The sequence below is a fragment of the Arthrobacter sp. SLBN-83 genome (genome assembly GCF_006715285.1).
In the GTDB taxonomy this organism is placed as follows: domain Bacteria; phylum Actinomycetota; class Actinomycetes; order Actinomycetales; family Micrococcaceae; genus Arthrobacter.
The window spans coordinates 1,380,257-1,407,216 of record NZ_VFMX01000001.1 but is presented as its reverse complement, the minus strand read 5'-3'; the positions used below and the strand labels follow the sequence as shown (position 1 = coordinate 1,407,216).

Genomic DNA, 26,960 nt, shown 5'->3' with positions numbered 1-26,960 from the left:
GGGCCAACGGGCAGACGTTCCCCGATTGTTTCCCAAGCCCCAGGAGTTCCCTTATGAAGCTCAGACGCAGACATTTCTTTAGCCGGACGGGCCAGGCCCTCACCGTCGGACTGGTTCTTGCAGCCTCCATCCTCGGCGTTCCCGGGCCGGCCGTAGCCGACACCGTGTACGGCACCCAAGGCATGGCCTACTCGGGGGTTTCCAACCCGCCCACGTCGGACAAGCCGCAAAGCAAGCTGTGGTGGAATGACGGGTCCTGGTGGGCTGACATGTGGAAGTCCGGAACCGGGTGGAGCATTTACCGGCTGGACCGGGCCTCCAAGACCTGGGTGGACACCGGGGTGGTCAACGACACCAGGGCCAGCACACTGGCGGACACGATGTGGGACGGATCCCATCTCTACATCGCTTCCCACGTAGTGACCATCACTGGCGATGGCACCCCAAAGCCCTCACTTTCAAACTCGCCGGCCAAGCTCTACCGGTACAGCTACGCGGGCGGCAAGTACACGCTGGACAGTGGCTTCCCCACCACCATCACCAACAATTCCAGTGAATCCATGACGATTGACAAGGACACCACCGGCCGGGTCTGGGCGACCTGGACGCAGGTGGGCGGGAATTCGACGTCGGGGTACACCAACACGGTGTACATGAACGCCGCCACCAACAGCGGCGCCTCCTGGGGGACGCCCTTCGTCCTTCCCGTCAGCAACCCGAACCCTGCCCCGGACGACATCTCGGCAGTGGTCGCCTTCGGCAACGGACAAGTCGGGGTGATGTGGAGCGACCATAAGGCGAACACCGTCTGGTGGGCCACCCACAAGGACTCAGATGCTGCCAATGCGTCCTGGAAGCTGCAGCCCGCTCTGCGTGGCAACGGCCAGTCCGATGACCATCTGAACCTCAAGACCCTGCAGGCAGATACCACCGGCCGGGTCTTCGCGGCGGTCAAGACCAGCCTGAACGACATCTCAAGCGACAAGACCCTGCCCCAGGAGATCCTCCTGGTCTTCAAGCCGGGTACGGGAGCATTCACGCAGTCCACGATCGCCAAGACCGGCGACTGCGTATCCCGTCCGCAGATCATCCTGGACACCCAGAACAACCTGGTGCGGGCGTTCCACACGGCTCCACCGACCTCGGTTTCAGGCTGTGCCTACTCGGGCGTCGCGGGCAGCATCTATGAGAAGACCGCATCCATGGACAATCCTGTTTTCGGCTCCGGCCGCGGGACGCCCATCATGCAGGCGGCATCGTCGTCGAACATCAACGACGTAACCACCAGCAAGCAGAGCGTGAACAACTCCACCGGGCTGGTGGTCATGGCCAGCGACAACGTAGCCAAGCGCTATTGGTTCTCGGACCGTCCCCTGGGCACCACGCCGCCGCCCGCGGGCCAGGCGCCGGTAGCCTCGTTTACCGCCAACCCGACGTCCGGCGCTGCGCCGCTGAACGTCACGTTCACGGATACGTCCACCAATACGCCTACGTCCTGGGCGTGGGACTTCGGTGACGGCGGCACGTCCACCGCGCAAAATCCAGCTCATTCATATGCGGCGGCGGGCACCTATACCGCCAAACTGACGGCCACCAACAGCGCAGGATCGTCCTCTGCAAGCACCACCATCTCGGTGGGCACGGCACCGCCGCCCGCAACCGGCGGCATCACGGTGGTGAATTCCAGCACCGCAAACTCCGGGACCGCCGTGACCACGGCCTCGCTGCCGGTACCCGCGGGCACCGCAGCCGGCGACGTGCTGGTGGCCTCCATCACCACGGACCTCAACCCCAACCTGACGGCACCGGCCGGCTGGACCACCATGGTGAATGCGAAGTCAATCAACAGCACGTCAACCTCCGGGGCGCGGGCTTTCGCCTACTACAAGGTGGTAGGTGCCGGGGATCCGGGAACGTACAACTGGACCCTCAGCACCGCTGCCAAGTGGGGCGGCGGCATCACCGCCTACCGCGGCGTCAACAACACCACGCCGCTGGACAGCTCCGTGGTCACCGCCGCTGACACCAGCTACTCGGCCACCAGCATCACGGTGGCCAGCATCACCACTGCCACCAACGGCGCGATGTTGATTGGCGGCGTGGCATGCGACTGCAGCGCCCCTGTAGTCACACCCCCGTCCGGATGGACCGAACGGTGGGAGGCTGCGGCCGGCCAGATCGCCGAACAGGCGGACAAACCGCAGCCGACGGCGGGCGCCAGCGGAACAGCCACCTGGACCCTCAGTGCCGCCAGGGCGGTGGCCGCCTGGCGGACAGCCCTCAAGCCTGCGGGCTAGTGGAAGCGCACAACTGAATAGACAACTGAATAGGTAACTGAATACAGGAGCGGCTCCGGCCCGCCACTACGGCGGACCGGAGCCGCTCCTATTGTGCAGCCGGCGCGCAGAGGCTGGCTAAACCGATCGGGCCGCTCAACGGACGATGGAAAACTGGTCCGTGAATGTGTACCCGGCCGCGGGCACAAAGCGGGCATCCAACCGGGCTTCGGTAATCGACACATCCAGCGTCCCCAGCGCGGGATCCTTGTTTACCCCGGACCACGCAGCAAAATAGCCCGCCTCAGGATCATCAGCCTGGACCTTGTGCCCTCCCAGCCCACCGGTGCCGACGCCCGCAAAGACCGTCCCCATTCCCTGCGTCACCGGACCCTCGGCGTCGGAAATGCAGGACTCCTCGGTCCGGCCGGGAGTAATCCAGGCGCACTCGCCGCCCACCGCCAGCTGGTGGCTGCGCTGGTACACGTGCTCGTGCGCCGTCAGCACAAGGTCAACGTTCTTGCTGACCAGGAGGTTGGTGATCTCCTGCCCCGCGACGCAGCCGTATTTGCCCAGGCTGAAGCAGGGCGCATGCATGGCCACCACGGTCCAGCGGATGCCGGCGCCACGGGCACCGTCGATGGCGTCCTCAGTCCATTTCCAGCGATCGCTGCCGCCGGAATAGTCCAGTTCCTTGCCGTCCTGGAACTCCAGTCCGGGGGAAATCAGGATGATCCGGGCCAGCGGGCGGTCCTGCGGCACGTCCACGTACCACTGGACGCCATACTCGCCCTGGAGGCCGGGCAGCCGGTTGGGCAGGCACCGGGCAAAGTTGGCGATCAGCCCGTCGTGGCCATCACTTTCATGGTTGCCCGTGATGAGTTGAAAAGGGAAATCCGGGCCGAGCTTCCTGGTCACCATCCGGCAAAATTCCTGCTCAGCGCCTGCCTTGTAGGAGAAGTCACCCAGGGCTATATTGAAGTCCGGTTTGAGGCGGGCCACCACGTCCAGCACCTGCCGCGCCCCCGACCCCATCCCCAGGTCACCAGACGCCGTGAAACGCACGGTCCCGGCATTCGGGACGGGCTGCTCCTGGCAGCCGGAAAGGCCAAGGCAAGCTGCGGCCAGCAGGCCTGCGGTGCGGAGGCGCCAGCGACCAATATTCATGACCCATTCCGTCTCGAACCATGCCCCGGCCCGGGTGTTCTAGAGCATAACGGGTGGGGAGACAGATGACGAGGGGATTCCCGCCCCTGCCACAACACCCCCGGCCTTGAGCAAGAGCAGGGTTCAATCTTGATGAAATCCAGCGGTAACCGTGTGGTGTGGCTGCTGGTTGCGGGACTATATTCGCATGTACCGGCAGGATCCGCACTGGGGAGCGGATGTTGCGGCATGGAATCGGTTGTGCAGGAAGCGGTCTCCTTCTTCGACGAATTGGGGACGCGATGCCACTCATCGGCCGAAACAAGGAACTGGACCGCATACTGTCTGTCATCCGCGGTCCCAAAGACACCGCACTGGCGGTGATTGGCCGCAGGGGCACGGGTAAATCGGCGCTGTTGTCAGAAATTCCCACGCTCTCCGATTACCGGACGGTGTTCATGGCGGCCACTGCCGCCGAGTCGGAATGGCCGCTGTCCGGACTGACCGCGCTCCTGAACGATATGGACGATCCTGTCCTGAACCGGATCGCCGATGAGTTGCTGCGGGACGCGGCCGGGGCAATGAGCGTACCGGCTGTTTCCAGCATGCTGCTGAATGGGCTGCACCAGCGCTCGTCATCGCGCACCATCATCGTGATTGACGACGCCGACCAAATGGATCCCAGCAGCCAGGCAGTCATCGGCTTCATGGCCAGGCGTTTGACCGGAACCGACATCGTCCTGGTTGTCGGGGTCCGGGAGGACTTCCCTGAAAGCCCCTTCAACGGCCTCACGGCCCTCAGGCTGGGTCCGCTCAGCTACAGCAACACTGTGCGGATGCTGGAGAGCATCCCCGCCAAAAGGACCACGACGGCGGCTGCCCATGCGGTTGCCGCAGCAACGGGCGGCAACCCGCTCGCCGCCGTCGAGCTTTACGAGGGGCTGATGGAGCGGCACGCCGAGGGCAAGTACGCGCTGCCGGTCCCGCTGCCCTCCAAGGGCAGCTTTGACGCAGAGTATGCATCCGCGGTCGGCGCACTGACTCCCGGCGCCCGCAGTGTCCTGGACCTTTTGGCCCTTTCCTACCGCAGCGACATTTCAACGATCGAGAATATCGACCGCGACGTATGGACAAGTGTGGATGAACTGCTCGCTGCGGGCCTGGTGAAACGTTCCGGTCCACACGTGGGGATCGGCGACCAGCTGCTCCGGGGCTACGTGTTCGCTGCCATGACGCCGGCGGTACGCACCGCCAACCACCGCGCCCTCGCGGAAGCAGCGACGGACACGGATCCCTATGCCCGCAGGTGGCACCTAAGCTTCACCGCCCTGGAGCGGCAAACACCATTCCAGCTGCTCCGGCACGCCGTGGACCTGATCCGCGGCGGCGAAGTGGCCTTCGCCGAGGAGTACATTGAACGCGCACTCACCATCAACCCGTGGGAAGCGGAAACGGCGGCGCGCCTGACCAGCGTGGCGGAACTGCTCTTCAACCGGGGCGAGTTCGTGTACGCCCGCCGCTACCTCGAATGGGCACAGCGGGTAACCCGGAACCCCGCACTGATCCTGCGGCTGACCGGGCTGTCGTTCGAAATCCAGTTCGCCCAGGGGGCCGCCGTGCGTTCGAGCATGGTGCTGCGGCTGGTCAAGGAGTTCGGCCAGCACGATCCCGCCTATTCCGCCAGCCTGCTGGCCATCGGCGCCCTTTACTACGCCGAACGGTGGGAACTGCAGGAAGCCTCGGACCTCCTGCGCCAGGGTGCCGCGTTCCGCGGGTCCGCCTCCGCCCAATGCCTTGGCATTGCCGAGCGCGCCAAGCTGTTAATCGAATCCATCAGCGGCAACACGGCCAACCTCGGACGAAAGTACGAAGGAGCCGGTACTGCCAGGATCGCCGGCCTCCTGATGCACGGCCGTGCCCTCACCTACGCCGAGCACTACGAGAACGCCCATGAAGCCTTTGCGCTGCTCCAGAGTTCCGCTGAACCGGGCCACATCAACTGGCAGGAAACCGCAGCCTTCATGGCAGTGGACAATGAAATCCGGGCCGGCAACGTACGTTCCGCAGTCCGGCTGATCGACGAACTCGAGCTTTCCGATCCTGAACTCAAGTACCACCGCGGAATGCGGCTCCTCTTCCGGGTATGGCGGGCCCACTCACTGGGCGACGACGCCCAGGCACGTTCCTTCGCAGCCGAAGCCCTCCGGTACGCCGGCCCGGACAGCCACCCCGCCATCACCGCACAAATTGCCGCCTGCCAAGGACATTTTGCTCTGCTGCGCGGTGACCTGGCGGAGTCCGTGGCCCAGTTGTCCCGGGCCGCGGAGATCGGTATGCGGTTTGGCAACCCCACCCTCCTGCGCTGTGAGGCGGACCTGGTGGAGGTACTGATCCGCCTGGGCCGGCACCACGAGGCCACGCAGGCTCTCCTGCGCCTCGAAAGCCGGTCCGTGGGGCTGCGGTCGCCGTGGCTGATGATGGCTGTGGCCCGCAGCCGCGCCATGCTTGCCGACGGTGAGCAATCACTTCAGCTTTTCAACCAGGCCCTCGAAGGCAGGAACGGGCACACGCTGGAACGGGCACGGACCCTGATGTGCTACGCGGAGCGGTTGCATGCTTTTGGCCGGCTGCGCGACGCGCGGGATGCGCTGCTCCGGGCCAAGGTCATGTTTGACGAGACCGGGGCGGATGCCTGGACGCAGCACGTGGACGCCCTCCTCCTGGACGAACGGATGGAGCCTGTGCGCCCGCAGGGCAATCCGGCCATGCTTTTGCTCGCCGACCACGAACGCGCGCTGGCCAAAATGGTGGCCCGCGGCATGCGGAACAAGGAAATTGCGGCCACCCTGTATGTCTCTGTACGGACGGTCGAAGTACGCCTCACCGCCATCTACCGCAAGCTCGGTGTCGAGTCCCGTGCGCAGCTGACCGCCCTCGCAACAGGCAAGGGCACCCCGGCCGCCGAGCCGTACGTCCTGCCCGTTCTATAGGCCAAAAGTCCTGCAATTTGCAGGTACCCGCAGGATCCACATCCTTCCTCCGCGGTACCCACAAAGGACCATCCCCATCCCCGCCAAACCCGTCATTCCGAGGCTAGTTTTACTTCACGGCCAAGGACAGGCGGCTATGCCGGAAAGGGGCACCATGGCTGAAATACCACTCGCAAAAACACGGCCCGCCGCATTCGACTGGCCTGTTGCACCCGTTGCCGCTCAGCGGAAACAGGCAACCCGGACGGTGGCGGCGGAGACTGCAGGAACCGGGTTCCCGCTGTTGCCCGCCGCCCGTTCCGCCACGGCACCAAAAGCCCGGAACCGAAAGGCATCAGCAGCCTGGATCTCCCGGCATGTGAATCTCTTGAGGGGCGCGGACGCTGGAGTGGTCGCGGCCGCCGTGTATGCCGGCTTCCTCCTCTCCGAGGACGGTTTCTCCCCGGTTGGCCCCAGGGACGGCGGAGCCGCAGTTGCCTCCACCGCCCTGGCCGTCTGCTGGCTGGCGGCACTGGAGGCCTACCGCACCAGGGACCTCAAGGTGCTGGGCATCGGCGCCGACGAGTACAAGCGGGTAGCCTCGGCCACCCTGCGGATCTTCGGCCTGATGGCCCTGGCCGCGGTGGTCTTCTCCATCCACGGTGCCACCGCCTTCGTCACCGTTTCCCTGCCGCTGGGCCTGGTGGCCCTGACCGGAAACCGCTGGGCGTTCCGCCGCCGGCTCGCTGCCGAGAAGATCAAGGGCCGGCACCTTTCGCGTGCTGTGGTGGTGGGCGAGCCGGAGGACGTCCGCTATGTGGTGCAGCAGGTGGGCCGGAAGTCCGGAGCGGTCTACGAGATCCTCGGTGCCTGCCTCCCTGGCGCGCGGCGCGGAGCAGGCCTTCGGGTGGATGGGCGCACAGTGCCGGTGCTTTCGTCCACGGACGCCATCGCCCGGACCGTCCGGCTGGTTGATGCCGATTCCGTCATCGTGGCCGGACCCCTTCCGGGCGGAAACAAGTTCATCCGGGAGCTGGGATGGAAACTCGAGGAGTCCTCCACTGAGCTGATCCTCGCGGCAACTCTGACCAACGTGGCCGGCCCGCGGATCCACTGGCGTCCCGTCGAGGGCCTGCCCCTGATGCATGTGGACATTCCGCAGTATGGCGGCGCAAAGCACGCCTTGAAGCGGGTCATGGATGTCACTGCTGCGCTGGCAGCGCTCCTGGTGCTCTCCCCGGTACTCCTGGTGCTCGCCTTGATCGTCCGGTTGGACAGCCCGGGGCCGGTCTTTTTCCGGCAGGACCGGATTGGCAAGGACGGCCAGGTGTTCGGGATGTTCAAATTCCGGTCCATGGTGGTCGACGCCGAAGAGCGGCTGGCCGCCCTGAACCAGCAGAACCAGGGAGCGGGGGTGCTCTTCAAGATGAAGGACGACCCACGGGTGACCCGCTGCGGACGGTGGATGCGTAAATACTCCCTGGATGAACTTCCCCAGCTCTGGAACGTGGTGCTGGGCGATATGAGCATGGTGGGGCCGCGGCCGCCGCTGGACCGGGAGGTCAGCGGCTATGAGCGCCACACTCACCGCAGGCTCCTGATCAAGCCGGGCATCACAGGCCTCTGGCAGATCAACGGACGCTCCGACCTTCCCTGGGAGGAAGCAGTCCGTCTTGACCTCTACTACGTCGAAAACTGGTCCCTTGCAGGGGACCTCCTAATTCTCTGGCGAACGTTCCGGGCTGTGGTCCGGCCGTCAGGCGCCTACTAGCAAATTCACGAAAATGGGAAGAAAAAACATGAGGGCATTCACGCATCAAAACCAAGCCCCCAGGCATCCGCAGCCTGCGCGCAAACTCCGCATCGCCGTCGTTGGTGCCGGCTACTGGGGACCCAACCTGGCGCGCAACCTCCAGGCAAGCCCGGACTGGGACCTGGTGGCCATCTGCGACCTGGACCTTGAGCGGGCGCGGAAGCTTGCGGCAACGCTCGGCGAGATCCCCTGCGTGGAGTCCCTGGATGAGCTGCTGGACTTTTGCGAGGTGGACGCCGTTGCCATTGCGACGCCGGCCCGCACCCACCATGGAACGGTTATGACGGCGCTGCGCGCCGGAAAGCATGTCCTGGTGGAAAAGCCGCTCGCGGACAGCCGGGAGCACGGGCTGGAGATGGTCGCGGAGGCGCAGGCGAACGGGCTGGTGCTGATGGCGGACCACACCTACTGCTACACCCCCGCTGTCCTAAAGATGCAGGAGCTGGTGCAGTCGGGGTCCCTCGGCGAAATCCTGTTCGTGGATTCCACGCGGATCAATTTGGGGCTCGTCCAGCCGGATGTTGATGTGTTCTGGGACCTGGCCCCGCATGACCTCGCCATCCTGGATTTCGTCCTGCCGGGCGGGCTGAATCCGGCCGAGGTGTCGGCGTTCGGCGCCGATCCACTGGGAACCGGGCGGGACTGTGTGGGGCACCTTAACTTCCGGCTCCCCAACGACGCCACCGCCCACGTCCACGTGAACTGGCTGAGCCCCACCAAGATCCGGCAGATGGTGATTGGCGGGTCCCTGCGGACACTGGTCTGGGACGACCTGAACCCCCAGCAGCGCCTCAGCGTATACGACCGGGGAGTCAGCCTGGACCGGCAACCGAAATCTGCCGGCGAGAAGGCTTCCACCGCAGTTTCATACCGCCTTGGCGACACGTGGTCCCCTGCGCTGCCGGAGCGGGAGGCCCTCAGCCAGGTAGTGCAGGAACTGGCCTCGTGCATTCGCAACGGACAGGAAGCCCGCACCGGTGGTGCCTCCGGGCTCCGGGTGCTGTCTGTCCTGGAGGCGGTTTCCCGCAGCCTGGGCATGGACGGGCAGCCGGCTCCGGTGGCCGGGTCCGAGCTGGCCAGTGCCGGACCGGACCTGGAGGGGGCGCTGTGAGGGCGCTGGAGGGGGCCGGCGTCCTGGTCACCGGTGGGGCGGGCACCATCGGATCCACGCTGGTGGACGCCCTGCTCGATGCCGGAGTGGCGCGGATCGACGTCCTGGACAATCTGGTCCGCGGCCGCCTCGGCAACCTCTCCGGTGCCCTGGCAACGGGGCAGGTAAACCTGGTGCGCGGCAACATCCAGGACCGGGACCTGGTGCATGACCTCACCAAGGGGAAGGACCTGGTGTTCCACCAGGCGGCCATCCGCATCACCCAGTGTGCAGAGGAACCGCGTCTGGCCCTTGAGGTCCTGGTAGACGGAACCTTCAACGTCCTGGAAGCAGCAGCGGAGCACAAGGTGGACAAGCTAGTGGCTGCCTCCAGCGCCTCCGTGTACGGGATGGCAGAGGAATTCCCCACACCGGAACGTCACCACCACGCGAACAACGACACCTTTTACGGTGCTGCCAAGTCCTTCAACGAGGGCATGGCGCGCAGCTTCCGCGCCATGAGCGGGCTGGACTACGTGATGCTGCGCTACTTCAACGTCTACGGGCCCCGGATGGACGTCCACGGCCTGTACACCGAGGTCCTGGTGCGGTGGATGGAGCGGATCATGGACGGGCAGCCGCCGCTGATTTTCGGCGACGGCCTGCAGACCATGGACTTTGTGCATACCGCGGACGTGGCCCGGGCCAACGTGCTGGCGGCAGCCAGCAGCATCACCGAGGGGGTCTATAACGTGGCCAGCGGTACGGAAACCAGCCTGCTGGAGATGGCGCAGGCGCTGCTGCGGGTCATGGGGTCCGGACTTGAGGTGGAACACGGGCCCGCGCGTCAGGTGAACGGCGTGGTGCGGCGGCTGGCCGACACGTCCGCCGCCGCCCGCGATCTCGGTTTCAAGGCCGAGGTGGAACTCGAAGAAGGACTCAGGCAACTGGTTAGCTGGTGGATGCCGCTGCGCGACGAGATTGCCGCTGCACGGAAGGTTGGTGCGCCATGACTGCCGAAACATTCCTGACCCGGATCAACGTCATGAAGCCCTGGCTTGGGGAAGAGGAAGCCCGGGCCCTGGCCGAAGTGGTGGCCTCCGGATGGGTGGCGCAGGGCCCCAAGGTCAAGGAGTTTGAGGCGCGCTTTGCCGAAGCCCAGGAGGCACGGCACGGCGTGGCCACTTCCAGCTGCACCACAGCCCTGCACCTGGCGCTGGTGGTGGCCGGAATCGGGCCGGGGGACGACGTCGTCGTGCCTTCCCTGTCCTTCATCGCCACCGCCAACGCCGTGACCTACGTCGGCGCCCGGCCGGTGTTCTGCGATGTGGACCCCGCCACCGGGAACGTGACCGCGGAAACCATCCATGCCGCACTCACCTTGGACACCCGGGCGGTGATCGTGGTGGACCAGGGCGGGGTGCCGCTGGACATGGACCCGATCCGTGAGCTGTGCGACCGCCACGAGATCACCGTCATCGAGGATGCAGCGTGCGCCGTGGGATCAACGTACAAGGGCCGGCCGGTGGGTGTGGGCGCGGACGTTGCGGTGTGGTCGTTCCATCCGCGCAAGATCCTCACCACGGGCGAGGGCGGCATGCTCACCACCAACCGGGCCGACTGGGCCGCGAGGGCCAGGACCCTGCGGGAGCATTCCATGAGCGTCTCCGCTGCAGACCGGCATGGTTCGCTGCTGGCCCCGCCGGAGGCCTACCTGGAGGTGGGTTTCAACTACCGGATGACGGACCTGCAGGCCGCCGTCGGAATCGTCCAGCTTGGCCGGCTGCCCGAGGTCCTGGCGCGGCGCCGGGAGATTGCGGCCCGGTACGTGGCCGGCCTCGCCCGTGTGCCGGGCCTGCGGCTGGTATCAGACCCGCCCTACGGCACCACCAACTTCCAGTCGTTCTGGGTGGAGGTGTTGCCCAGCTTTGGGACAACGCGGGACGGGCTGATGGAGAAACTGGCCGAAGCCGGCATCTCAGCCCGGCGGGGCATCATGGCGGCGCACCGCCAGCCCGCCTACCGGTGGCGCGAATCGGGCGGATCCCTGCTGCAGCACACGGAGCGGCTCAATGACCGGACGCTGATCCTGCCGGTGTACCACGAACTGGACGACGACGGGCTGGGCAGGATCATCAGCACCATCCGGTCTGCGGCAGCAGGGATGCGCACATGAGTGAGCTGATCCTCATAGCCGCCAGCGGCCTGGCCCGCGAAGTCCTGGCGATGGTGCGCAGCAGCGGGCAGTACGACGTCGTCGGTTTGCTTGATGACGACAAGGAGATGGCGGGGGTCACCGTGGACGGCGCCCCCGTGTTGGGGACCATCGACGACGCTGCCAGGTACACGAACGCGTTCGTGCTGGTGTGCATCGGCTCGGGCCGGGTGCGGGAATCGGTGGTGGAACGCCTCACGGCGCTGGGCCTCACCGAGGCCCGTTACGCCACCGCGATCGACCCTTCCGTCCAGTACCCGGAAGGGTGCCGGGTGGGCCGGGGCAGCATCCTGCTCCGTAACGTCACGCTCACCGCGTCCGTCACGCTGGGCTCGCATGTGGTTGCCATGCCGTCCGTGACGTTCACGCACGACGACGACGTGGCGGACTTCGCGACGTTCGCTGCGGGAGTGTCACTGGGCGGCGGAGTCCGGATTGGCCGGGCAGCCTACCTGGGCATGAACGCCAGCGTCCGTGAACGGACGTCGGTGGGCGCTTACGCCACCGTCGGGATGGGCGCCGCCGTCCTGAGCAACGTCCCCGACGGCCAGACCTGGGTTGGCGTGCCGGCGCACGAGATCGACGGGGACGGGTTCCGGATCGGAGGGATGTCATGAGCGCCGCAATCCTGCCGAACATCCTGGCTCCACGCCGCGAGTCTGCTGCGGAACTCGTGCGGGTGCCAACGGTGTCAGTCGTTATTCCCTGCTACAACTACGCACGCTTCTTACCTGCTGCAGTCCAGTCAGTCTTGGAACAGGACGCCGTAAATCCGGACATCATCATTGTTGACGACGCATCTACTGACAACAGCGCACACATCGCCCTCAAAATGGCAGGCAGTGAACCGCGAATACGGGTTATACGCCACCACACGAACATGGGTCATATTGCCACCTATAACGATGGCCTGTGCCAGGCAACCGGCGACTACGTGGTCCTCCTCTCTGCCGATGACCTCCTGGCGCCCGGATCCCTCGCAAGATCAACGGCACTCATGGAGGCCCATCCTGAAGTCGGCCTTGTATACGGATTTGCGAGTGAGTTTTCAGATGCTCCACCTCCCGTCCGGCCCAGGCGCACCTCCTGGACCTTGTGGTCGGGACGCCAATGGATCCAACTGATGTTCGGCCGGGGTGCCAACATCATCATGAACCCGGAGGCTGTGGTCCGCCGTTCGGTACTAGACCAATTGGGTGGCTACAACGCTGGCATGCCGCATGCCGCAGACATGGACTTTTGGCTGCGGGCGGCGGCCATAAGCGGAGTTGGACGGGTCAACGGGCCCGTACAGGCTTACTACCGCGTCCATGGCGGGAACATGCACCTTACCGATTTCGGCGCATTCATCGATGACATCAGGGCCCGGCGCCAAGTGTTTGAACAATTTGCAAGTGAACCCGGGCGCGAGCAGGCACGGCTTCTGGAAATAGCACGGCGGGCGATGGCCGTGGAGGCCACCCGGCTGGCACTCCTTAGCCTGGCCAAGGACCAGGACGGACGGCAGGACGCGCTCGAACTGGCAGATTTCGCTCTTGAGACCTATCCATACGTCACGGATTCAATCATCTGGTCCTGGTATGCGCGTTGCGGACAAAAGACATTCAGGTTTTGGCTCCGGGGCTACGCCATCTTGGATCTCTGGCGAGCCAAGGTGCTGTGGCGAATTTGGAGGCGCTACGGAGTATGACGACCGTTCAATACAATTTCGGCGCCCGCGTACGCAGCGGCATGACTTGGAGCGTTGTCAACAGCCTGGTGTTGCGTCTCGGCAACTTCGCAGTAGGCATTGTCCTTGCACGATTGCTGATCCCTGAGCAATTCGGCGTGTTCGCGGTTGCGTTGACTGTCCAGGCAGTGTTGATGACGTTGGCCGACCTGGGAATGAGCGCAGATCTGATCCGCTCCGATAACCACAAAGAAAAGGCGCCCACCGTTGCCACCCTTGGGGCCGTGTCCGGTATTGCAGCAACTGCCGCACTGGCAGCCTCAGCGCAGACAATCGCAGACGCCTTGGGCAGTGGACCTGCAGGGCCCGTTATTGCCGTACTGTCCCTATCCCTAATGCTTGCCGGGCTGGGTGTTGTTCCATTCGCATCGCTCCAGCGGGAGTTCGAGCAGAAAAAACTCTTCATAATAGCGGTTATCGAATTTGCCACGAGCACGACTGTGACAATTGGTCTCGTACTCGCAGGCTGGGGTGCGATGGGCCTCGCCGCCGGCAGAATTATCGCGCAAGTCATGACGCTTATCCTGCAATTTGTCATGGCCGGGCAAAGTCCAAAGTTTGGATTCAGCAGATCAATAGCACCGACAATCCTCCAGTTTGGAATTCCAGTGGCAGGTGCCAACCTACTCTCCTGGGCTCTGCTGAACATCGATAATGTGGCCATATCAAGCATGGCAGGGCCTGTCACCCTTGGCTTCTATTACCTTGCTTTCAATATATCCAACTGGCCAATGAGCGCTCTCGGGCAGGTGGTGCGGTCAATTAGCTTGCCAGCTTTTTCCAGGATGGATTCGAATTCCGCCGGCAAAAGTCTCACCCCGGTTGTTGGCCCCGTGTGGGCATTGTCGCTGCTGGGCGGCGTCCTGCTGGCCGCATTATCCTCGCCCATCATTGAGCTCGTTTATGGCAGGCAGTGGCTCCCTGCTGCCCCCGTTTTGAGCTGGCTCGGAATCTTCGGCGCTTTGCGCGCCCTATTTGATCTTGCTGCATCCTTCTTACTTGCCCAAGGAGCTGCCAAGGCGACTCTCGTCGTCCAGGTGGCATGGATTGCAGCTTTGGCACCGGTCATGTTCTTTGCTGTTCACACCGCCGGTTCCGTAGGTGCGGCAGCAGCCCACTTGGCCATCTGCCTCTTTATCGTTGTGCCTGCCTATGCCATTGCGATAAAGGGAAACAGCGCAGACCTCAAAGCAGTGGCTTCTCAGCTCTGGCCTCCCCTTGCGGCTGCCGCAGTCGCGGCCGGAACAATCCTGGCTGTCACCGCTGTTGTCGTTTCACCGCTCGCCGCATTGGTGCTGGGCACAGTCGTGGGGGCAGGCGTGTACGCGCTTTTGCTGAGGACGTGGTTTGCCGCCCGCCTCCAATACATCGCAGGCGCATTTGCGGGAACAGCGCAACCGACCCAAACGCACACAGACGTACACCCGCAATCCGGAGGAGAACGATGACACAGCCAGGTGTTCCCTTGGTCGATTTGACGTACCAGCAAGCACAAATCAAAGAATTCGTTTCTAAAGGATTCGACCGCATTATCTCGAATTCCAGCTTCATCTTGGGCGAAGATGTCAAGGAATTCGAGGCCGCGTGGGCAACTTATTGCGGCGTCAGGTTTGCGGCGGGCGTGGGGAATGGGACAGATGCGATCGAGTTGGCCTTGAGGGCTGGACACGTTGGACCCGGCGACGAGGTGATAGTGCCTACAAATACTTTTGTCGCAACCGCTGGGGCTGTTCTTCGAACCGGAGCCGACCTGGTTCTGGCCGACTGCGACGAAGACTTCCTACTTACACCCGAGGCCGTTGCAGACAAGGTCACCAAAAGGACAAAAGCTGTCATTGCGGTGCACCTGTTCGGGCAAGCAGCCCCTGTGGGAGCCATACGGGAGGTAATCCCGCCCAATGCGATTCTCGTGGAAGACATGGCCCAGGCCCAGGGAGCACTAAGGAACGGAGCCAAGGTCGGAAGTCTTGGGACTGTGGCGGCCACGAGCTTCTACCCGGGAAAGAATCTTGGATGTTATGGCGACGCCGGTGCGGTCATGACCGATTCCGAAGACATTCATACCCAAATCCGCAGGCTCCGCAACCATGGAGGAGTCGAGCGCTACGAGCATCAACAGGTGGGTTTCAACTCACGGATGGACAGTCTGCAAGCCGTCGTACTGAACGCAAAACTGGGCTACTTGGACGAGTGGAACCTCGAACGACGGAGGGCGGCGGAAATGTACGACGATCTCCTTTCCGATCTGGAAGAGGTAATTCTTCCCCGCATCGTCAGTACAAACGAACATGTATTCCATCTATACGTTATACGCGTTCCAGAACGCGATCGAATTATCGGTGATCTCAATAATCAAGGCATAAAAGCAGGCATACACTATCCTTCACCTATTCATCAATTACCCGCATTTCGATCAATGCTTGGCGCGCGGGGGCCTTTCCCGGTTGCAGAAATGCTTTCCCGGCAAATTATGTCGCTGCCCATCTATCCCGGGATCACACCGGCCCAACAGGAATTAGTGGCAGCGCTGCTGCGCAAGACGTTGATGAATTGAGGAAAAATGAATCAAACGGCAAACACCATCGGCCATGTAATGCGAACCACGCCGACGCCAGCCCGGAACGTTGAAGCGGCATCGGTAAGCGTAGTCATTCCCTGTTACAACTACTCCCAGTATCTAAAACAAGCGGTGGAAAGCTGTCTATCGCAAGATGCTGTCGCAGTCGACGTCATCATTGTTGATGACGCGTCGACGGACAACAGCTTGGAGATCGCGCGGCAAATCTCACAAGAGCATTCCAACGTCTCGGTCCTGAGCCACCTGTCGAACAAAGGCATGGTGGAGACGTTCAATGACGGGGCCAAGACAGCAGCAGGTGAGTTCCTCGTCAGATTGGACGCGGACGATCTACTGACTCCTGGTTCCCTGTCGCGTGCAATTGACGTGGCCCGTGCCTTCCCGAGCGTCGGACTGATATACGGGCATCCAATCCACTTCTTTTCGAACCAATTGCCGAAACCTCGGGCACGTGTGACTTCCTGGACCATATGGCCGGGGACTGAGTGGTTGAGGGCTCGGTGTCGGTTCCCACGCAATGTCATAACCTCCCCTGAAGTCGTGATGCGTCGCTCCGTGGTTGAGCGTGTGGGCTACCAGGCGCCGCTGCGACATACACCTGATATGGAGCTGTGGCTTCGTATCTCGGCATTTGCTGACGTGGCCTATATCCATGGTGTCGACCAAGCCTGGCATCGGGAGCACGCCGGCAGCATGTCGGCAAAGGAAGTCGATGAGCTCGTCGACCTCCGGGACCGCCGTGAAGCATACGAAACGCTTTTCGCCGGTCCAGCCGGCACGATTGCCGAAGCGTCCCAGCTTAGGGACGTCGCATCGGCTTCTTTTCTGAATGAAGCCCTATACATCGCGCGCCACGAACTCGACCGGGGCGCGGGATGCTCTGAGCTTTTCCGCTTTTGTATCCGGCTGGCAGAAGAACTCGGCCCTTCGTCGGTCCAGCGTAAAACGCTCCAAAGGCTCATGGCGCGAGCTGACAAAACCACACCCTTGTCCTGGGCACATCCCACAGCTATGGGTCGAAGAGCGATTGGTCGGGCAAAGTCCGAAATGCGAATCGCGCACTGGCACCGCAACGGGGTGTACTGAAATGGCGATCAACCTTGGCGAAGTGATCGCCGGAACCAAAGCCAGGGGCATTGCGGACACCTCATGCCGGGTGGTGCGGCGCCTTTACCGGGAACTGGATGCACGGATGGGCATACAAGCACTCGACTTTCCCTTGGACTCCGCCGACGTGTTCAGCTCCGTCGATTCCGGCGTGGCCTCCCGGAGGACCTTCGAGGGCGCAATGGACATCGCGTGGCTAATCACTCCACCCGCACCCGGTGCCGGAGGGCACACCACCCTCTTCCGGATGGTCCGCGGGATGGAACAGCGCGGACACCGCTGCACCGTCCTGGTGTACAGCAGCAACGATGCGGCTTTGGCCCGGTACCGGGCCGTCATCAGGAAGTGTTGGCCGGACGTCGTAGCCGGTATTGAACCGGTGCCCGCAAGACTGGACCGCTTCGACGCCTGCGTTGCCAGCTCATGGGAAACCGCGCATGTGCTGGCAACCCGCCTGCCCAGGCACGGCGGCCCCACCCCCTTCTACTTCATCCAGGACTACGAGCCTTACTTCCACCCCCGCGGTTCGCTGTATGCCCTCGCTGAGGACAGCTACCGCTTTGGGTTCATCATGCTGGCCCTCGGCCCCATGGTGGCGGAAGTCCTGGAGCGGGAAGCTGGCGTCAAGGCGCGCGTCCTGCCCTACGGCAGTGACACGGGCACCTACCGGCTGACCAACACGGGCACCCGATCGGGAGTGGTGTTCTTCGCCAAGCCCGGGGCGGAACGCAGGGGATACGACATGGGACGCCTGGCACTCCATGAGTTCCACAGGATGCATCCGGAACAGGAAATCCACATCTATGGATCGCGGGTGTCAGGATGGGAAATACCGATCACGCAGCACGGAACCCTCGCCCCCCAACAGCTCAATGAACTGTACAACCGGACCACCGCCGGGCTGGCCCTTTCTTTCACGAACATCACCCTCGTGGCAGCCGAGATGCTCGCCGGAGGCAACATCCCGGTCCTTAACGACCATCCGTTTTCCCGTGCGGTCCTGACCAATCCCGAAGCCTTATGGGCTGCACCCAGTCCTGCGGCTCTCGCCAAAGCCCTTAGCCAGGCTGTCACCGCCGCTGGTGCAGCCGAGCGCTCCCGACGGGCTGCCGCGCACCGCGAACATACGTGGGCTGAGACCCAAGCCAGTTTCGCGGCAGCGGTAACGGGGCGTGAACTCAGCTCACTGGGCTCCTACTAACTTCGGAGCCTGTTGGGACTCCACGAATCGAATGCCAGAGGAGAACAAGGATGCATATGCCCACAGCCTTTTCGTGGTTATCGACCCCCTTTTTTGTCCAGATGCCAATGCCGGGTTCCACCATTACGCCAAAGGCACCTTCACCACAGCAGGGACTGAAGTACATCCCCGCTCTGGACGGCCTGCGGGCTGTGGCCATCCTGCTTGTCCTGGTGCACCACGGACTCCAGCCGCTGCCGTTCGCAGGATTCCTGGGCGTCGACATCTTCTTTGCCTTGTCCGGGTTCCTCATTACGACGATATTGCTCGCGGAAATTAAGCGGTATGACCGCATCCGGTTAGGCCTCTTCTACTGGCGCAGGGCTGCCCGCCTGTACCCCGCACTACTGATAGCCATCGTGGCCATTCTTCCTTTCGGGTTACTCATCCGGGGCAGCAAGCATCTCTTTGAGGTCGCCCTCGCCGCAACGTACCTTACGCCGGTGGCAGGCCAGTTCTTCGGTAAGTCGGGGCTTACGTGGCTTCAAACCTGGAGCCTCGGAATTGAGGAGATTTTCTACCTGATATGGCCATTCACGCTGCTACTCCTGTTTTCGCGCCGCGTCCCCGGAAAGTGGATGGTGTCCTTGGCCCTGGCGGTCATCCTGGACGGTGCACAGGTCATGCTCGCCTCAACTGGGCAGGACATGAGCTACTTCCTTCGCGCCGGGGGTCTGTTCCTCGGGTGCAGCTTCGCTCTGTGGCTCGGTGAGCACAAGGACTTCCGCTTCGCCCCATCGTGGGGGTATGCAGGGGTCCTGACAATAGCCCTTGGGGTGGTTACAGCCGGATTCTGGCCCGCATTGAGTTCCCTGGCTTACATTGCGGCGGCGACAGGAACCGTCGCCACGATTGCTTCCATCGTGGCGGGGGCCGGGAACGGGTCTGCTTTGAAGTCGGTCCTTTCCGTTCCGCCCGTCGTTTACGTAGGAAAGATCAGTTACGAGCTGTACATCTGGCACTATCCGACGGCAATCCTCTTCATGCTCGCCGCGGGGACGGACCAGCTCATCAACGTTGGATGGTACGCCATACCGGGAAGCGCTGTTCTGGCAGTCATCACACACCACGCCCTCGTTAGACCTGCCGCCAGGTGGAAAAAGAGATATTCCTAAACGGAAAGCGCGAAAGGACTCACCACGGCCGCGGGGGTCCGCAGTTTCCACACTGTTGCAGGACAGGGTCCACAAAGGCCTAACCGGTTCATCTCGACGACAGGCAGCGCCGGGCTAATTTTTCATCAAGGCCAATGGGTCCACCCGTGCGGCGGTACTCCATGGAAAAGGAAGGAACGACGTCATGACAGGCAAACATGAGGTCAACAGCGATGAGTCCGCTGCAGGAATGGGAGTGCGCGACTATGTCCGCGTGGCAAGGCTCTACTGGCGCTCCATCGCCGTCGTGACCGTGATTGTCACCGCCCTGGTGATGCTCTGGGCCGCTCTTCAACCACGTACCTACGCCGCGGAATCCAGTGCCCTTGTGCTCACAGTGGGTTCGGACAGTGTCAACACACTCCTGACCGGTGATGCCCTGGCGAAGTCTAAAATCAAGAATTACGAGTCGATAGCGGAATCCCGGCTCATCGCAGATCAGGTCATCGCGACGGTGGGGTTGAATACCACCGCGGACGCCCTGCTCCCCACCGTTTCAGTCAATGTCCCCGTTGAGACAGCGGAAATTCGCATCACCGCCACGTCTCCGGATCCGGTCATGGCCCAGCGGGTGGCTGATGCATGGGTCGCGGAGCTGGCCAAACGGGTCCAGCTGCTCGAAAGCTTCGTCACCGCTGGCCAACCAACCCCTCCCGCCCTGCCGGTAGGCCTGGTTCCACTCGATAAAGCGGCCCTTCCCACGACACCAATTTCTCCCAACATCAAACTCGCCCTCCTCTTCGGTGCGATTGGTGGCCTCCTCCTGGCCTACGCGGCAGCACTACTTCGCCACCATCTTGACCGAAGGCTGCGCAGCTCCAGCGAAATCGAGCGCCTCTTCGACGTTCCCGTGATCGGGACCCTTCCCTATGACCCGGATATCAGTGGCGCTCTCAAGGTGCTGGGCACCGAGCGGCACCAACTTACGCAAGCAGGAGAACGGAACCGTGCCTTCGTTGAGGCCCTCCGGGCCCTTAGGACCAACCTAAGATTTGTCGACGTTGACCATCGTCCCCGCATCATCCTGGTAACCAGTCCAATGACTTCCGACGGCAAGTCAACTGTGACCGGCAACTTGGCCGTCACGATGGCAGCCACTGGTGAGCCGGTCGTCGTCGTCGATGGGGACCTCCGTCGCCCCCGAATCGCCGGCGCCTTCAACCTCGTCCCGGGGGTCGGCGTAACCAATGTACTTAGCGGCCAAGCCCAACTGGTCGATGTGATTCAAGCCCCTACCGTCCTGTCGAACCTTTCTGTCCTGGGCTCCGGGCCAACCCCGCCCAACCCGAGCGAACTGCTGGGCACAAACGCCATGAAGCAATTGCTGAACACCCTGGCAGCCGGGGCCACAGTGCTGATCGACGCTCCCCCTTTGCTTCCGGTCACGGACGCTGCCGTCTTGTCGCGGGCCGCCGATGGCGTGATCGTGGTGGCCAAGGCCGGTCGAACTACGCGGGATGAATTTGAAAGGTCCCTCCGAGCTCTTCAAAAGGTCCAGGCCCCAGTCCTGGGAGCAATCTTCAACTGTGTCCCGACCAAAGGTGTGGATTCATACGCGTACTACGGTGCCTACACCGCTGCGCCCGAGGCAGCGTCGTCCGGGAGCGCCGACCGGGATGTCGAGAGGGATCGGCCCGGGACGGAAAAGGACGGCGCTGAAATTTAGGACCGTTCCCCCGCGGAGAGCGGGAATCGTCATCGCCCGCACCGGGAGTTGTCTCGAGTGCTTCGAACGGGAAACAGGAGAATGTCCATGCCCAAGACTGTCGCAGTGATCGGCACACGTGGCTATCCAAGCTACTACGGTGGTTTTGAAACCGCCGTCAGGAAGATCGCCCCCTTCCTGGTCGGCAAAGGCTGGAATGTCAACGTTTATTGCCGGCCCGGTGCCACCAAGGATGACGACACCGCCCGCGACCCCAGAGTCCGGACCACCACCACTCCGGGTCTGGAAAGCAAGTCACTGAGCACTCTGTCATTCGGCCTGACCGCCGTTCTGCACTGCCTCCGGGAGAAGCCGGATGTCGCGCTGGTGATGAACGTGGCGAATGGATTCTGGCTGCCGCTGCTGAAACTCCGCGGCATACCCACCGTTGTGAACGTTGACGGAATCGAATGGGAACGTGCCAAATGGAACGGCCTTGCAAAACTCGTGTTCAAGCTTGGCGCCCGTCTTACCGCCCGCTTCGGAACCCTCTTGGTGAGTGACGCCGTCGAAATCCAACGGCGCTGGAAGGAGGACTTTGGCCGGGAATCCGTGTTCATTCCGTACGGAGGTGAAATCCCGGTCCCCTTGGACGTTGTTCCGGGCCTGGAACACGATTCCTACGTGCTCATGGTGGCGCGGTTTGTCCCCGAAAACACGGTGTCAGAGTTCTTCCGGGCAGTAGAAGACATCGCCAGTGATTATCCAGTGGTCATTGTGGGATCCAGCGGATACAGGGGTCCTCTGGACGAGGATGCGAAAGAGTTGAGTGCCCGCCACCCCAACGTCACTTGGCTCGGGCACCTCAGCGACGACAAGAAATTGCTGTCACTGTGGCAGCACGCCGGGGCCTACTTCCACGGGCACAGCGTGGGAGGAACAAATCCAGCCTTAGTCCAGGCGATGGCCTGCGGCGCGCCAGTGGTTGCACGCCGGACCGTGTACAACAGCGAAGTTCTCGACGCATCCGAGCATCTGGTCGATCCCGATCCCGCGGCCATTGCAAAGGCTCTTCGCGACATACTGTCAGACGAGGATCTCCGTTCAAAGGCGAGGCACGCAAACAGGGAGCGCGCGATCCTCCACTACAACTGGGAGCATGTCTGCAGCCGTTATGAACGAGCGCTTGTGACGGCGATGGAGCCATCGCGAAAGCAAGCCAGCCGCCTCTCGGTTGGGAATGCCGCATGATCATCCCGGACCTTGTGGCCGTAGTGGTACACCACCGCAGCTACGGGACGCTGGGTGCCACCCTCAACACGCTTATTGCAGGTGGCGTCGCCCCGGACCGGATTCTCGTAGTGGACAACAGTGAGGAACCCCTGCGACGGACCGAGGTGGAGAGTCTCATGCCAGCGGGTGCACATACGATTTACAGCGCCAATGCCGGTTACGGTGCAGCCGTCAACCGTGGAGCGGCCTGGCATGAGAAAAACAGCCATGGATGGCGATACCTTCTGGTCGCCACCCACGAGTCACGGCCCGAGGCGGACTGCCTGGCCCTCCTCCGTGCCACCCTCGCCGAAGATCCGGAAACAGCCGTAGTTGGACCCATACTTGTGACGGGCGACGAAGGGAAGACCATTTGGTCGGAAGGGGGACGCTTCACCAGAGTCCTGGGTCTCCCCCGCCATCACGGGCATCTGACTCCACGGCCGGGACCGTCCGCCGCTCCCCCGCAATTGGTGTCGTGGCTCGACGGCGCCCTTCTAATGTTCCGGCGGGGCGTCCTGACCCAGCATCCCATCGATGAAACCTACTTCCTCTACATGGAGGAGACGGACCACCACCAGACCCTCCGGCACCATGGTTGGAAGGTGAAAGTGAACGCGCAAGCCTTCGCTTGGCAACATTCGAACGGTATCCCGCCGTTCTACATGACACGAAATATACAGATCTTCCACGCCAAGCACGGGTCTCGATTCCAGGCCCAGGCGTCCGCACCATACCTTTTCGTACGGTCCGTGGCCCGGGATCTGATCAAGCAACACCGAGCCACCACACTGCGACCTCTGCTGGCTGGGTTGCGCTCCGGCCGGACGCTCGCGGCCGCCGCCCGGGCCAAAGAACAGGAGGGCGTTGTGATCGTCAACCCCTTGGGAGGGGCACTGGCGCACTACAGCCACGCATTGCAACAACACTTGGGGGCCGCAGGGATTCCGGCGTGCGTCAGGGCCCTGGATGAACCGTCCGTTTCGGGCCAGCATCGCCTGATGTGGCTTCTGGAGTACGTGAAACTGCTGGGCTCAGAGGGCTGGTACCGACGCGGTCGGAGTGTTCCTCCAAGGATCCTGCTTACCTGGCCTGTTTTGGGTTTTTGGGACCTTTTCCTGGTCAAGGTGCTATGCGGGAATTCCTCGTGGGTGGTTTATCACGATCCGAATCCTTTGGTGAGGTCGGTGGGAAGCGGCAGGGCAGCTTCCGCTCTTATGGGGAGAATGAAGGGCCGGCCGGCAACACTGGTCCATAGTCAGGCAGCCGCCGAAGCCATGCGCGTGAGGGGATTCACGAAGGGATTGACGGTGGTGCCCCATCCGGTGCTCCCGCATTCATCGGAGCGGCCGCTTGTAGAGGCTGTTCACCGGGGGCCTGGCCGCCGTCCCCGGGTACGCGTTCTGGGACAGTACAAGCGGGACCGGGACCTCGACCTTCTGGTGGCCTTGGCGAGCCGTTTGGGGTCCAGCTACGACTTTGAAATCATTGGCCGCGGCTGGCCGCAGGTCGAAGGATGGCGAGTGGATTCGCGGTTCGTCCCAGAAGAGGAACTGGACCAGCTGGTTGCCGACAGCACGGTCATCGTCATTCCCTACAAACGGTTCTTCCAGAGCGGGATCGCTATCCGGGCGCTCGAACAGGCTGTCCCGGTCGTCGGCCGGTCCGAAACGAGCCTCCGCGACCTCTTTGGACCGGAATCTCCGCTATTGGTCAGCGGCAACAGCGGCTCCGCGAGTGATGTTGACGCGTGGTCAAAAGCCATTGAATTCGCTGTGGAACACGGACGGACGGAAGCTTCCAAGGCCGCCGGAGCTTTCCACAGACAGGCCGACCACGAGTGGGCTCTGCTGGTTCGCCCCCGGCAACGGCTGTCCTAATCGCCGGGTGTGAACCAGGCCCGCTGCCGGCCCTGCTCTGCGCTACCCCCTGTACGCAGCAGGGGCGCCTTCCAGCCGATGGCGGGCACGAACCTGTACCTGCGGCGGTAGGCCGTCGATGTTGTCGGGCTGGCCCGCGATGATCGCCAATCCGACGAGGAGCCACGTCACGGGGAAGAAAACCGCGTTGGAGAACAGGCTGCACACGAGGGCGAAGAGCAGAAGTTGGCCCGGAATGCTGCGAACCCGGGCGAACGCAAGGCCTACCAAGTAGATGATCAGGGGGACAGCGAACAACGCGCCGTCCACCCACATCCCCAAGACCCAATTGCTTGCCACGTTATTTTGGGACTCGCCAAGGGTGTCGATCTGGCCCCAGACCCCTACTCTTCCTGCGGAGCTCAGACCGTGACCATAAATGGGGATGGACCTCGCCAACTCGATGAGGGAATCATTCTGCCGGATCCTGGCCTGCCCCGAGATATCGTCCTCCTGAACGGTACCTACCAGGGTGGAGGCGCGGGCTGCGATGTCCTCCTGCAATTGGGGAACGGCCGCAAAGGCTGCGAGGGCAACCACCGAAGCGATGACGACGGCGGCGCGGCGTCCCCGCTGGGGCCCGCTCACCGCCACGCTGGCGGAACGCCGTCTCCTGCGGATTGCTGAAGCCACTCCCGCAGCGACGATACACACCAGGAGCGCGATCCACGACGCCCGGGCCATGGCCAGGACGAAGACCGTGACATTCGGCAGGAAGAGTCCCACCTTCGCGGCCCGGGACATGGAAAGCCGCCAGGTCAATAGCACTCCCATGCCGGAGAACATTCCCAGCCAGTCGGGTTCGGGATAGATACCGGTGGGTCGTCCTATGGAGCTGACATGTAGGTGCCAGAGGTCCATGGGGATGACCTGGAATACCTGCAGCACGCCCACGGCACTGCCGACTGTTGAGACGACCAGCAAGCCCCAGAGCATTGCCGTCACATCCCTACGGTTTGCCGTGAGGGCCAGCAGTGCGGCAGACCCCGCGAGTGCCAGCAGCTGAAGTCCCAGAGTTGGGCTGTTAACCAGGTTGCCCAGGAGCGTGGTCGAGGCCAACAGCAATGCGGCGCCCACCAACGCGGCAACAAGTTTGTGTGCACCTCTGTTCCTTGCCCGGCCCGGCAGGAAGACCCAGGCAACGGCCAAGAACGTAAAGATATGGATCCTGAAAATCTGCATTGCAACAAGTCCCGCGGAAACGCCGAGAAGGAATGCGAGGATGTTCCGGCGCCCAGGGTGCGTGAGAGCAGCAACCAAACCCAGCACGACGGCGGCGAACCCCACCCCAAGGTAGAGAGCCTCGGTAAACAGCCCCATGAGTTCCAGCCTTTCCCTTGCAGCCAAGGCGCAGGCGCGGCAAAGCGGGGTCCGCTCTCCAGACATCTGCCCTTTTCACCGTAGAGCGGGCTCCCTGCAGGAACTAGGGCATCAGCCCGGGCATGTGGCTACCCGCACGGACCTTTGTGGTGCCGCAAAGGAGAAAACTACGCAGCCGTCCCGAAGAACAGCTCCGTCACGGCGGCCAGGCGCAGGGGATCCTCCACCCCGCAGAGCTCACGCGCGGAGTGCATGGACAGCAGCGGCACGCCCACGTCCACGGTCCGGATGCCCAGGCGGGTGGCCGTAAGCGGACCGATGGTGGAGCCGCACGGCACTACGTTGTTGGACACGAACTCCTGGTACGGCACGCCGGCCTCGCGGCACAGCCGTGCCCAGAAGGCGGCACCATACGCGTCCGTGGCATAGCGCTGGTTGGCATTGATCTTGAGGAGCGGGCCGCCGTTCAGCACGGGGTGGTTGGCGGGATCGTGCCGCTCAGGATAGTTCGGATGCACCGCGTGCCCAGCGTCGGCCGAGAGGCAGAACGACGCCGCCAGGGCCTGCCGCCGCTGGCCCGCCGTCGCGCCCAGGCCGTCGGAGATGCGCACCAGCACGTCTTCAAGGATGGGTCCGCACGCACCCGAGCGGGAGTTGGAGCCGATTTCCTCGTGGTCGAACGCGGCGAGGACGGCAATGGGGCCGCCGGCATCCCCGGAACCCGAGTGGGCAACCAGCGCCGCAAGCCCGGCGTGCGTGGCTGAAAGGTTGTCCAGCCGCCCTGATGCGAAGAACTCCCCCTCGCCCCCGAAAACCGCAGGCTCCTGCGTGTCTGCAATGACGACGTCGTACCCGCCAATCTGTCCCGGGTCGACGGAGGCGCCGGGAACGGCAGCTGCCAACACGCCCAGCAAGTCCGAATCGGTTGGATTCCCCAGCCCCCACACCGGGTTCATGTGCCGCTGCTTGTCGAGGGTAAGTCCCTCGTTCACGGCCCGGTCCAGGTGGATGGCCAGCTGCGGGAAACGGAGCAGCGGTCCGGTGGCCGTGAGGTGCTCGGTGCCGTCGAGCATCACCAGCCGGCCCGCGAGCCGCAGCTCGCGGTCCAGCCAGGAATTCAGCAGCGGTCCGCCGTAGATTTCCACCCCGGCCTGGAGCCACCCGTAGGCGCCGGTGGTTGGCTTGGGCTTGAGCTTGAACGACGGCGAATCGGTGTGCGCCCCCAGGATGTTGAACCCCGTGGTTGGCCCCGCACCTTCGGGGATCACCCACGCGATCAGTGCACCGTCCCTGATGATGAAGAACCGGCCCGGCCCGCCCTCCCACGGCTGCAGCTCATCCAGGCGGGTGAACCCTGCCTCCTCCAGCCGCCGGCCGCCTTCGTGCGCGGCGTGGAAGCTCGACGGCGATGCGCTGACATAGGCGCCAAGGTCCTGGATGTGGTCTGCGGCAGAGGAAGGCAAAGGCATGGTCCCGAGTCTAACGCC

The 26,960-nt window shown here is 63.2% G+C and carries 19 protein-coding genes; 16 read left to right on the top strand and 3 right to left on the bottom strand.

The window, feature by feature from the left end; all coding sequences use genetic code 11:
• Positions 1 to 53: 53 nt before the first annotated feature.
• Positions 54 to 2,297 carry a PKD domain-containing protein gene (locus FBY30_RS06415; RefSeq protein ID WP_200830646.1) on the top strand — a complete coding sequence of 748 codons (2,244 nt, stop codon included), beginning with the start codon at positions 54 to 56 and terminating at the stop codon, positions 2,295 to 2,297.
• Between the two features lie 135 nt (positions 2,298 to 2,432).
• Here the strand turns inward: FBY30_RS06415 and FBY30_RS06410 are convergent, their stop codons facing one another.
• Positions 2,433 to 3,443 (bottom strand): metallophosphoesterase, encoded by a 1,011-nt coding sequence (locus tag FBY30_RS06410; protein ID WP_142132070.1) that lies wholly within the window; start codon positions 3,441 to 3,443, stop codon positions 2,433 to 2,435.
• 281 nt (positions 3,444 to 3,724) lie between these two features.
• Between FBY30_RS06410 and FBY30_RS06405 the strand changes: the two genes are divergently transcribed.
• The 15 genes from FBY30_RS06405 (at position 3,725) to FBY30_RS06335 (ending at position 24,114) form a co-directional block, all read left to right on the top strand.
• Positions 3,725 to 6,412 (top strand): helix-turn-helix transcriptional regulator, encoded by a 2,688-nt coding sequence (locus FBY30_RS06405; RefSeq protein ID WP_142132068.1) that lies wholly within the window; start codon positions 3,725 to 3,727, stop codon positions 6,410 to 6,412.
• A 154-nt stretch (positions 6,413 to 6,566) separates the two neighbouring features.
• Complete coding sequence (locus FBY30_RS06400; RefSeq protein ID WP_235009358.1) at positions 6,567 to 8,162, top strand: sugar transferase; 1,596 nt, start codon at positions 6,567 to 6,569, stop codon at positions 8,160 to 8,162.
• Between the two features lie 28 nt (positions 8,163 to 8,190).
• Complete coding sequence (locus tag FBY30_RS06395) at positions 8,191 to 9,315, top strand: Gfo/Idh/MocA family protein (RefSeq protein WP_142132064.1); 1,125 nt, start codon at positions 8,191 to 8,193, stop codon at positions 9,313 to 9,315.
• Positions 9,312 to 10,307 (top strand): NAD-dependent epimerase/dehydratase family protein, encoded by a 996-nt coding sequence (locus tag FBY30_RS06390; protein WP_142132062.1) that lies wholly within the window; start codon positions 9,312 to 9,314, stop codon positions 10,305 to 10,307. Before FBY30_RS06395 ends, FBY30_RS06390 begins: the two co-directional genes overlap by 4 nt.
• Positions 10,304 to 11,470, top strand: coding sequence for a DegT/DnrJ/EryC1/StrS family aminotransferase (locus FBY30_RS06385; RefSeq protein WP_142132060.1), 1,167 nt, complete (start codon positions 10,304 to 10,306; stop codon positions 11,468 to 11,470). Before FBY30_RS06390 ends, FBY30_RS06385 begins: the two co-directional genes overlap by 4 nt.
• A complete protein-coding gene (locus FBY30_RS06380) occupies positions 11,467 to 12,126 on the top strand; it encodes an acetyltransferase (protein ID WP_142132057.1) in 660 nt (219 codons plus the stop codon). The genes FBY30_RS06385 and FBY30_RS06380 overlap by 4 nt, the downstream gene beginning before the upstream one ends.
• Positions 12,123 to 13,199, top strand: coding sequence for a glycosyltransferase family 2 protein (locus FBY30_RS06375; RefSeq protein ID WP_142132055.1), 1,077 nt, complete (start codon positions 12,123 to 12,125; stop codon positions 13,197 to 13,199). Before FBY30_RS06380 ends, FBY30_RS06375 begins: the two co-directional genes overlap by 4 nt.
• Entirely contained in the window at positions 13,196 to 14,686 is a 1,491-nt protein-coding gene (locus FBY30_RS06370) for an oligosaccharide flippase family protein (RefSeq protein WP_142132053.1), read from the top strand. The genes FBY30_RS06375 and FBY30_RS06370 overlap by 4 nt, the downstream gene beginning before the upstream one ends.
• Positions 14,683 to 15,792 (top strand): DegT/DnrJ/EryC1/StrS family aminotransferase, encoded by a 1,110-nt coding sequence (locus tag FBY30_RS06365; protein ID WP_142132051.1) that lies wholly within the window; start codon positions 14,683 to 14,685, stop codon positions 15,790 to 15,792. The genes FBY30_RS06370 and FBY30_RS06365 overlap by 4 nt, the downstream gene beginning before the upstream one ends.
• A gap of 6 nt (positions 15,793 to 15,798) precedes the next feature.
• Positions 15,799 to 16,902 carry a glycosyltransferase family 2 protein gene (locus FBY30_RS06360; RefSeq protein ID WP_142132049.1) on the top strand — a complete coding sequence of 368 codons (1,104 nt, stop codon included), beginning with the start codon at positions 15,799 to 15,801 and terminating at the stop codon, positions 16,900 to 16,902.
• Position 16,903: 1 nt separating this feature from the next.
• The gene (locus FBY30_RS06355; protein WP_142132047.1) at positions 16,904 to 18,124 is read left to right on the top strand and encodes a rhamnosyltransferase WsaF family glycosyltransferase; all 1,221 of its coding nucleotides are present in this window, start codon (positions 16,904 to 16,906) and stop codon (positions 18,122 to 18,124) included.
• A 56-nt stretch (positions 18,125 to 18,180) separates the two neighbouring features.
• A complete protein-coding gene (locus FBY30_RS06350; protein WP_160141450.1) occupies positions 18,181 to 19,278 on the top strand; it encodes an acyltransferase family protein in 1,098 nt (365 codons plus the stop codon).
• A 184-nt stretch (positions 19,279 to 19,462) separates the two neighbouring features.
• Positions 19,463 to 20,983, top strand: a complete 1,521-nt coding sequence (locus FBY30_RS06345) for a polysaccharide biosynthesis tyrosine autokinase (protein ID WP_142132043.1) — start codon at positions 19,463 to 19,465, stop codon at positions 20,981 to 20,983.
• Between the two features lie 87 nt (positions 20,984 to 21,070).
• Positions 21,071 to 22,213, top strand: coding sequence for a glycosyltransferase (locus tag FBY30_RS06340; protein ID WP_142132041.1), 1,143 nt, complete (start codon positions 21,071 to 21,073; stop codon positions 22,211 to 22,213).
• A complete protein-coding gene (locus tag FBY30_RS06335; protein WP_142132039.1) occupies positions 22,210 to 24,114 on the top strand; it encodes a glycosyltransferase in 1,905 nt (634 codons plus the stop codon). The genes FBY30_RS06340 and FBY30_RS06335 overlap by 4 nt, the downstream gene beginning before the upstream one ends.
• Positions 24,115 to 24,156: 42 nt before the next feature.
• Here FBY30_RS06335 and FBY30_RS06330 read toward each other — a convergent pair whose 3' ends face one another.
• Positions 24,157 to 25,473 (bottom strand): O-antigen ligase family protein, encoded by a 1,317-nt coding sequence (locus tag FBY30_RS06330; RefSeq protein WP_160141449.1) that lies wholly within the window; start codon positions 25,471 to 25,473, stop codon positions 24,157 to 24,159.
• Between the two features lie 167 nt (positions 25,474 to 25,640).
• Positions 25,641 to 26,942, bottom strand: a complete 1,302-nt coding sequence (locus tag FBY30_RS06325) for a M18 family aminopeptidase (protein ID WP_142132037.1) — start codon at positions 26,940 to 26,942, stop codon at positions 25,641 to 25,643.
• Between the last annotated feature and the right edge of the window lie 18 nt (positions 26,943 to 26,960).

Excerpts from the sequence above, each read along its gene's own strand:
- FBY30_RS06365 (WP_142132051.1), top strand. The coding sequence starts at position 14,683 with ATGACACAGCCAGGTGTTCCCTTGGTCGATTTGACGTACCAGCAAGCA.
- FBY30_RS06375 (WP_142132055.1), top strand. The coding sequence starts at position 12,123 with ATGAGCGCCGCAATCCTGCCGAACATCCTGGCTCCACGCCGCGAGTCT.
- FBY30_RS06360 (WP_142132049.1), top strand. The coding sequence starts at position 15,799 with ATGAATCAAACGGCAAACACCATCGGCCATGTAATGCGAACCACGCCG.
- FBY30_RS06350 (WP_160141450.1), top strand. The coding sequence starts at position 18,181 with ATGCCCACAGCCTTTTCGTGGTTATCGACCCCCTTTTTTGTCCAGATG.
- FBY30_RS06395 (WP_142132064.1), top strand. The coding sequence starts at position 8,191 with ATGAGGGCATTCACGCATCAAAACCAAGCCCCCAGGCATCCGCAGCCT.
- FBY30_RS06330 (WP_160141449.1), bottom strand. The coding sequence starts at position 25,473 with ATGGGGCTGTTTACCGAGGCTCTCTACCTTGGGGTGGGGTTCGCCGCC.
- FBY30_RS06355 (WP_142132047.1), top strand. The coding sequence starts at position 16,904 with ATGGCGATCAACCTTGGCGAAGTGATCGCCGGAACCAAAGCCAGGGGC.
- FBY30_RS06410 (WP_142132070.1), bottom strand. The coding sequence starts at position 3,443 with ATGAATATTGGTCGCTGGCGCCTCCGCACCGCAGGCCTGCTGGCCGCA.
- FBY30_RS06340 (WP_142132041.1), top strand. The coding sequence starts at position 21,071 with ATGCCCAAGACTGTCGCAGTGATCGGCACACGTGGCTATCCAAGCTAC.
- FBY30_RS06380 (WP_142132057.1), top strand. The coding sequence starts at position 11,467 with ATGAGTGAGCTGATCCTCATAGCCGCCAGCGGCCTGGCCCGCGAAGTC.
- FBY30_RS06415 (WP_200830646.1), top strand. The coding sequence starts at position 54 with ATGAAGCTCAGACGCAGACATTTCTTTAGCCGGACGGGCCAGGCCCTC.
- FBY30_RS06385 (WP_142132060.1), top strand. The coding sequence starts at position 10,304 with ATGACTGCCGAAACATTCCTGACCCGGATCAACGTCATGAAGCCCTGG.
- FBY30_RS06325 (WP_142132037.1), bottom strand. The coding sequence starts at position 26,942 with ATGCCTTTGCCTTCCTCTGCCGCAGACCACATCCAGGACCTTGGCGCC.
- FBY30_RS06370 (WP_142132053.1), top strand. The coding sequence starts at position 13,196 with ATGACGACCGTTCAATACAATTTCGGCGCCCGCGTACGCAGCGGCATG.
- FBY30_RS06345 (WP_142132043.1), top strand. The coding sequence starts at position 19,463 with ATGACAGGCAAACATGAGGTCAACAGCGATGAGTCCGCTGCAGGAATG.
- FBY30_RS06405 (WP_142132068.1), top strand. The coding sequence starts at position 3,725 with ATGCCACTCATCGGCCGAAACAAGGAACTGGACCGCATACTGTCTGTC.
- FBY30_RS06400 (WP_235009358.1), top strand. The coding sequence starts at position 6,567 with ATGGCTGAAATACCACTCGCAAAAACACGGCCCGCCGCATTCGACTGG.
- FBY30_RS06335 (WP_142132039.1), top strand. The coding sequence starts at position 22,210 with ATGATCATCCCGGACCTTGTGGCCGTAGTGGTACACCACCGCAGCTAC.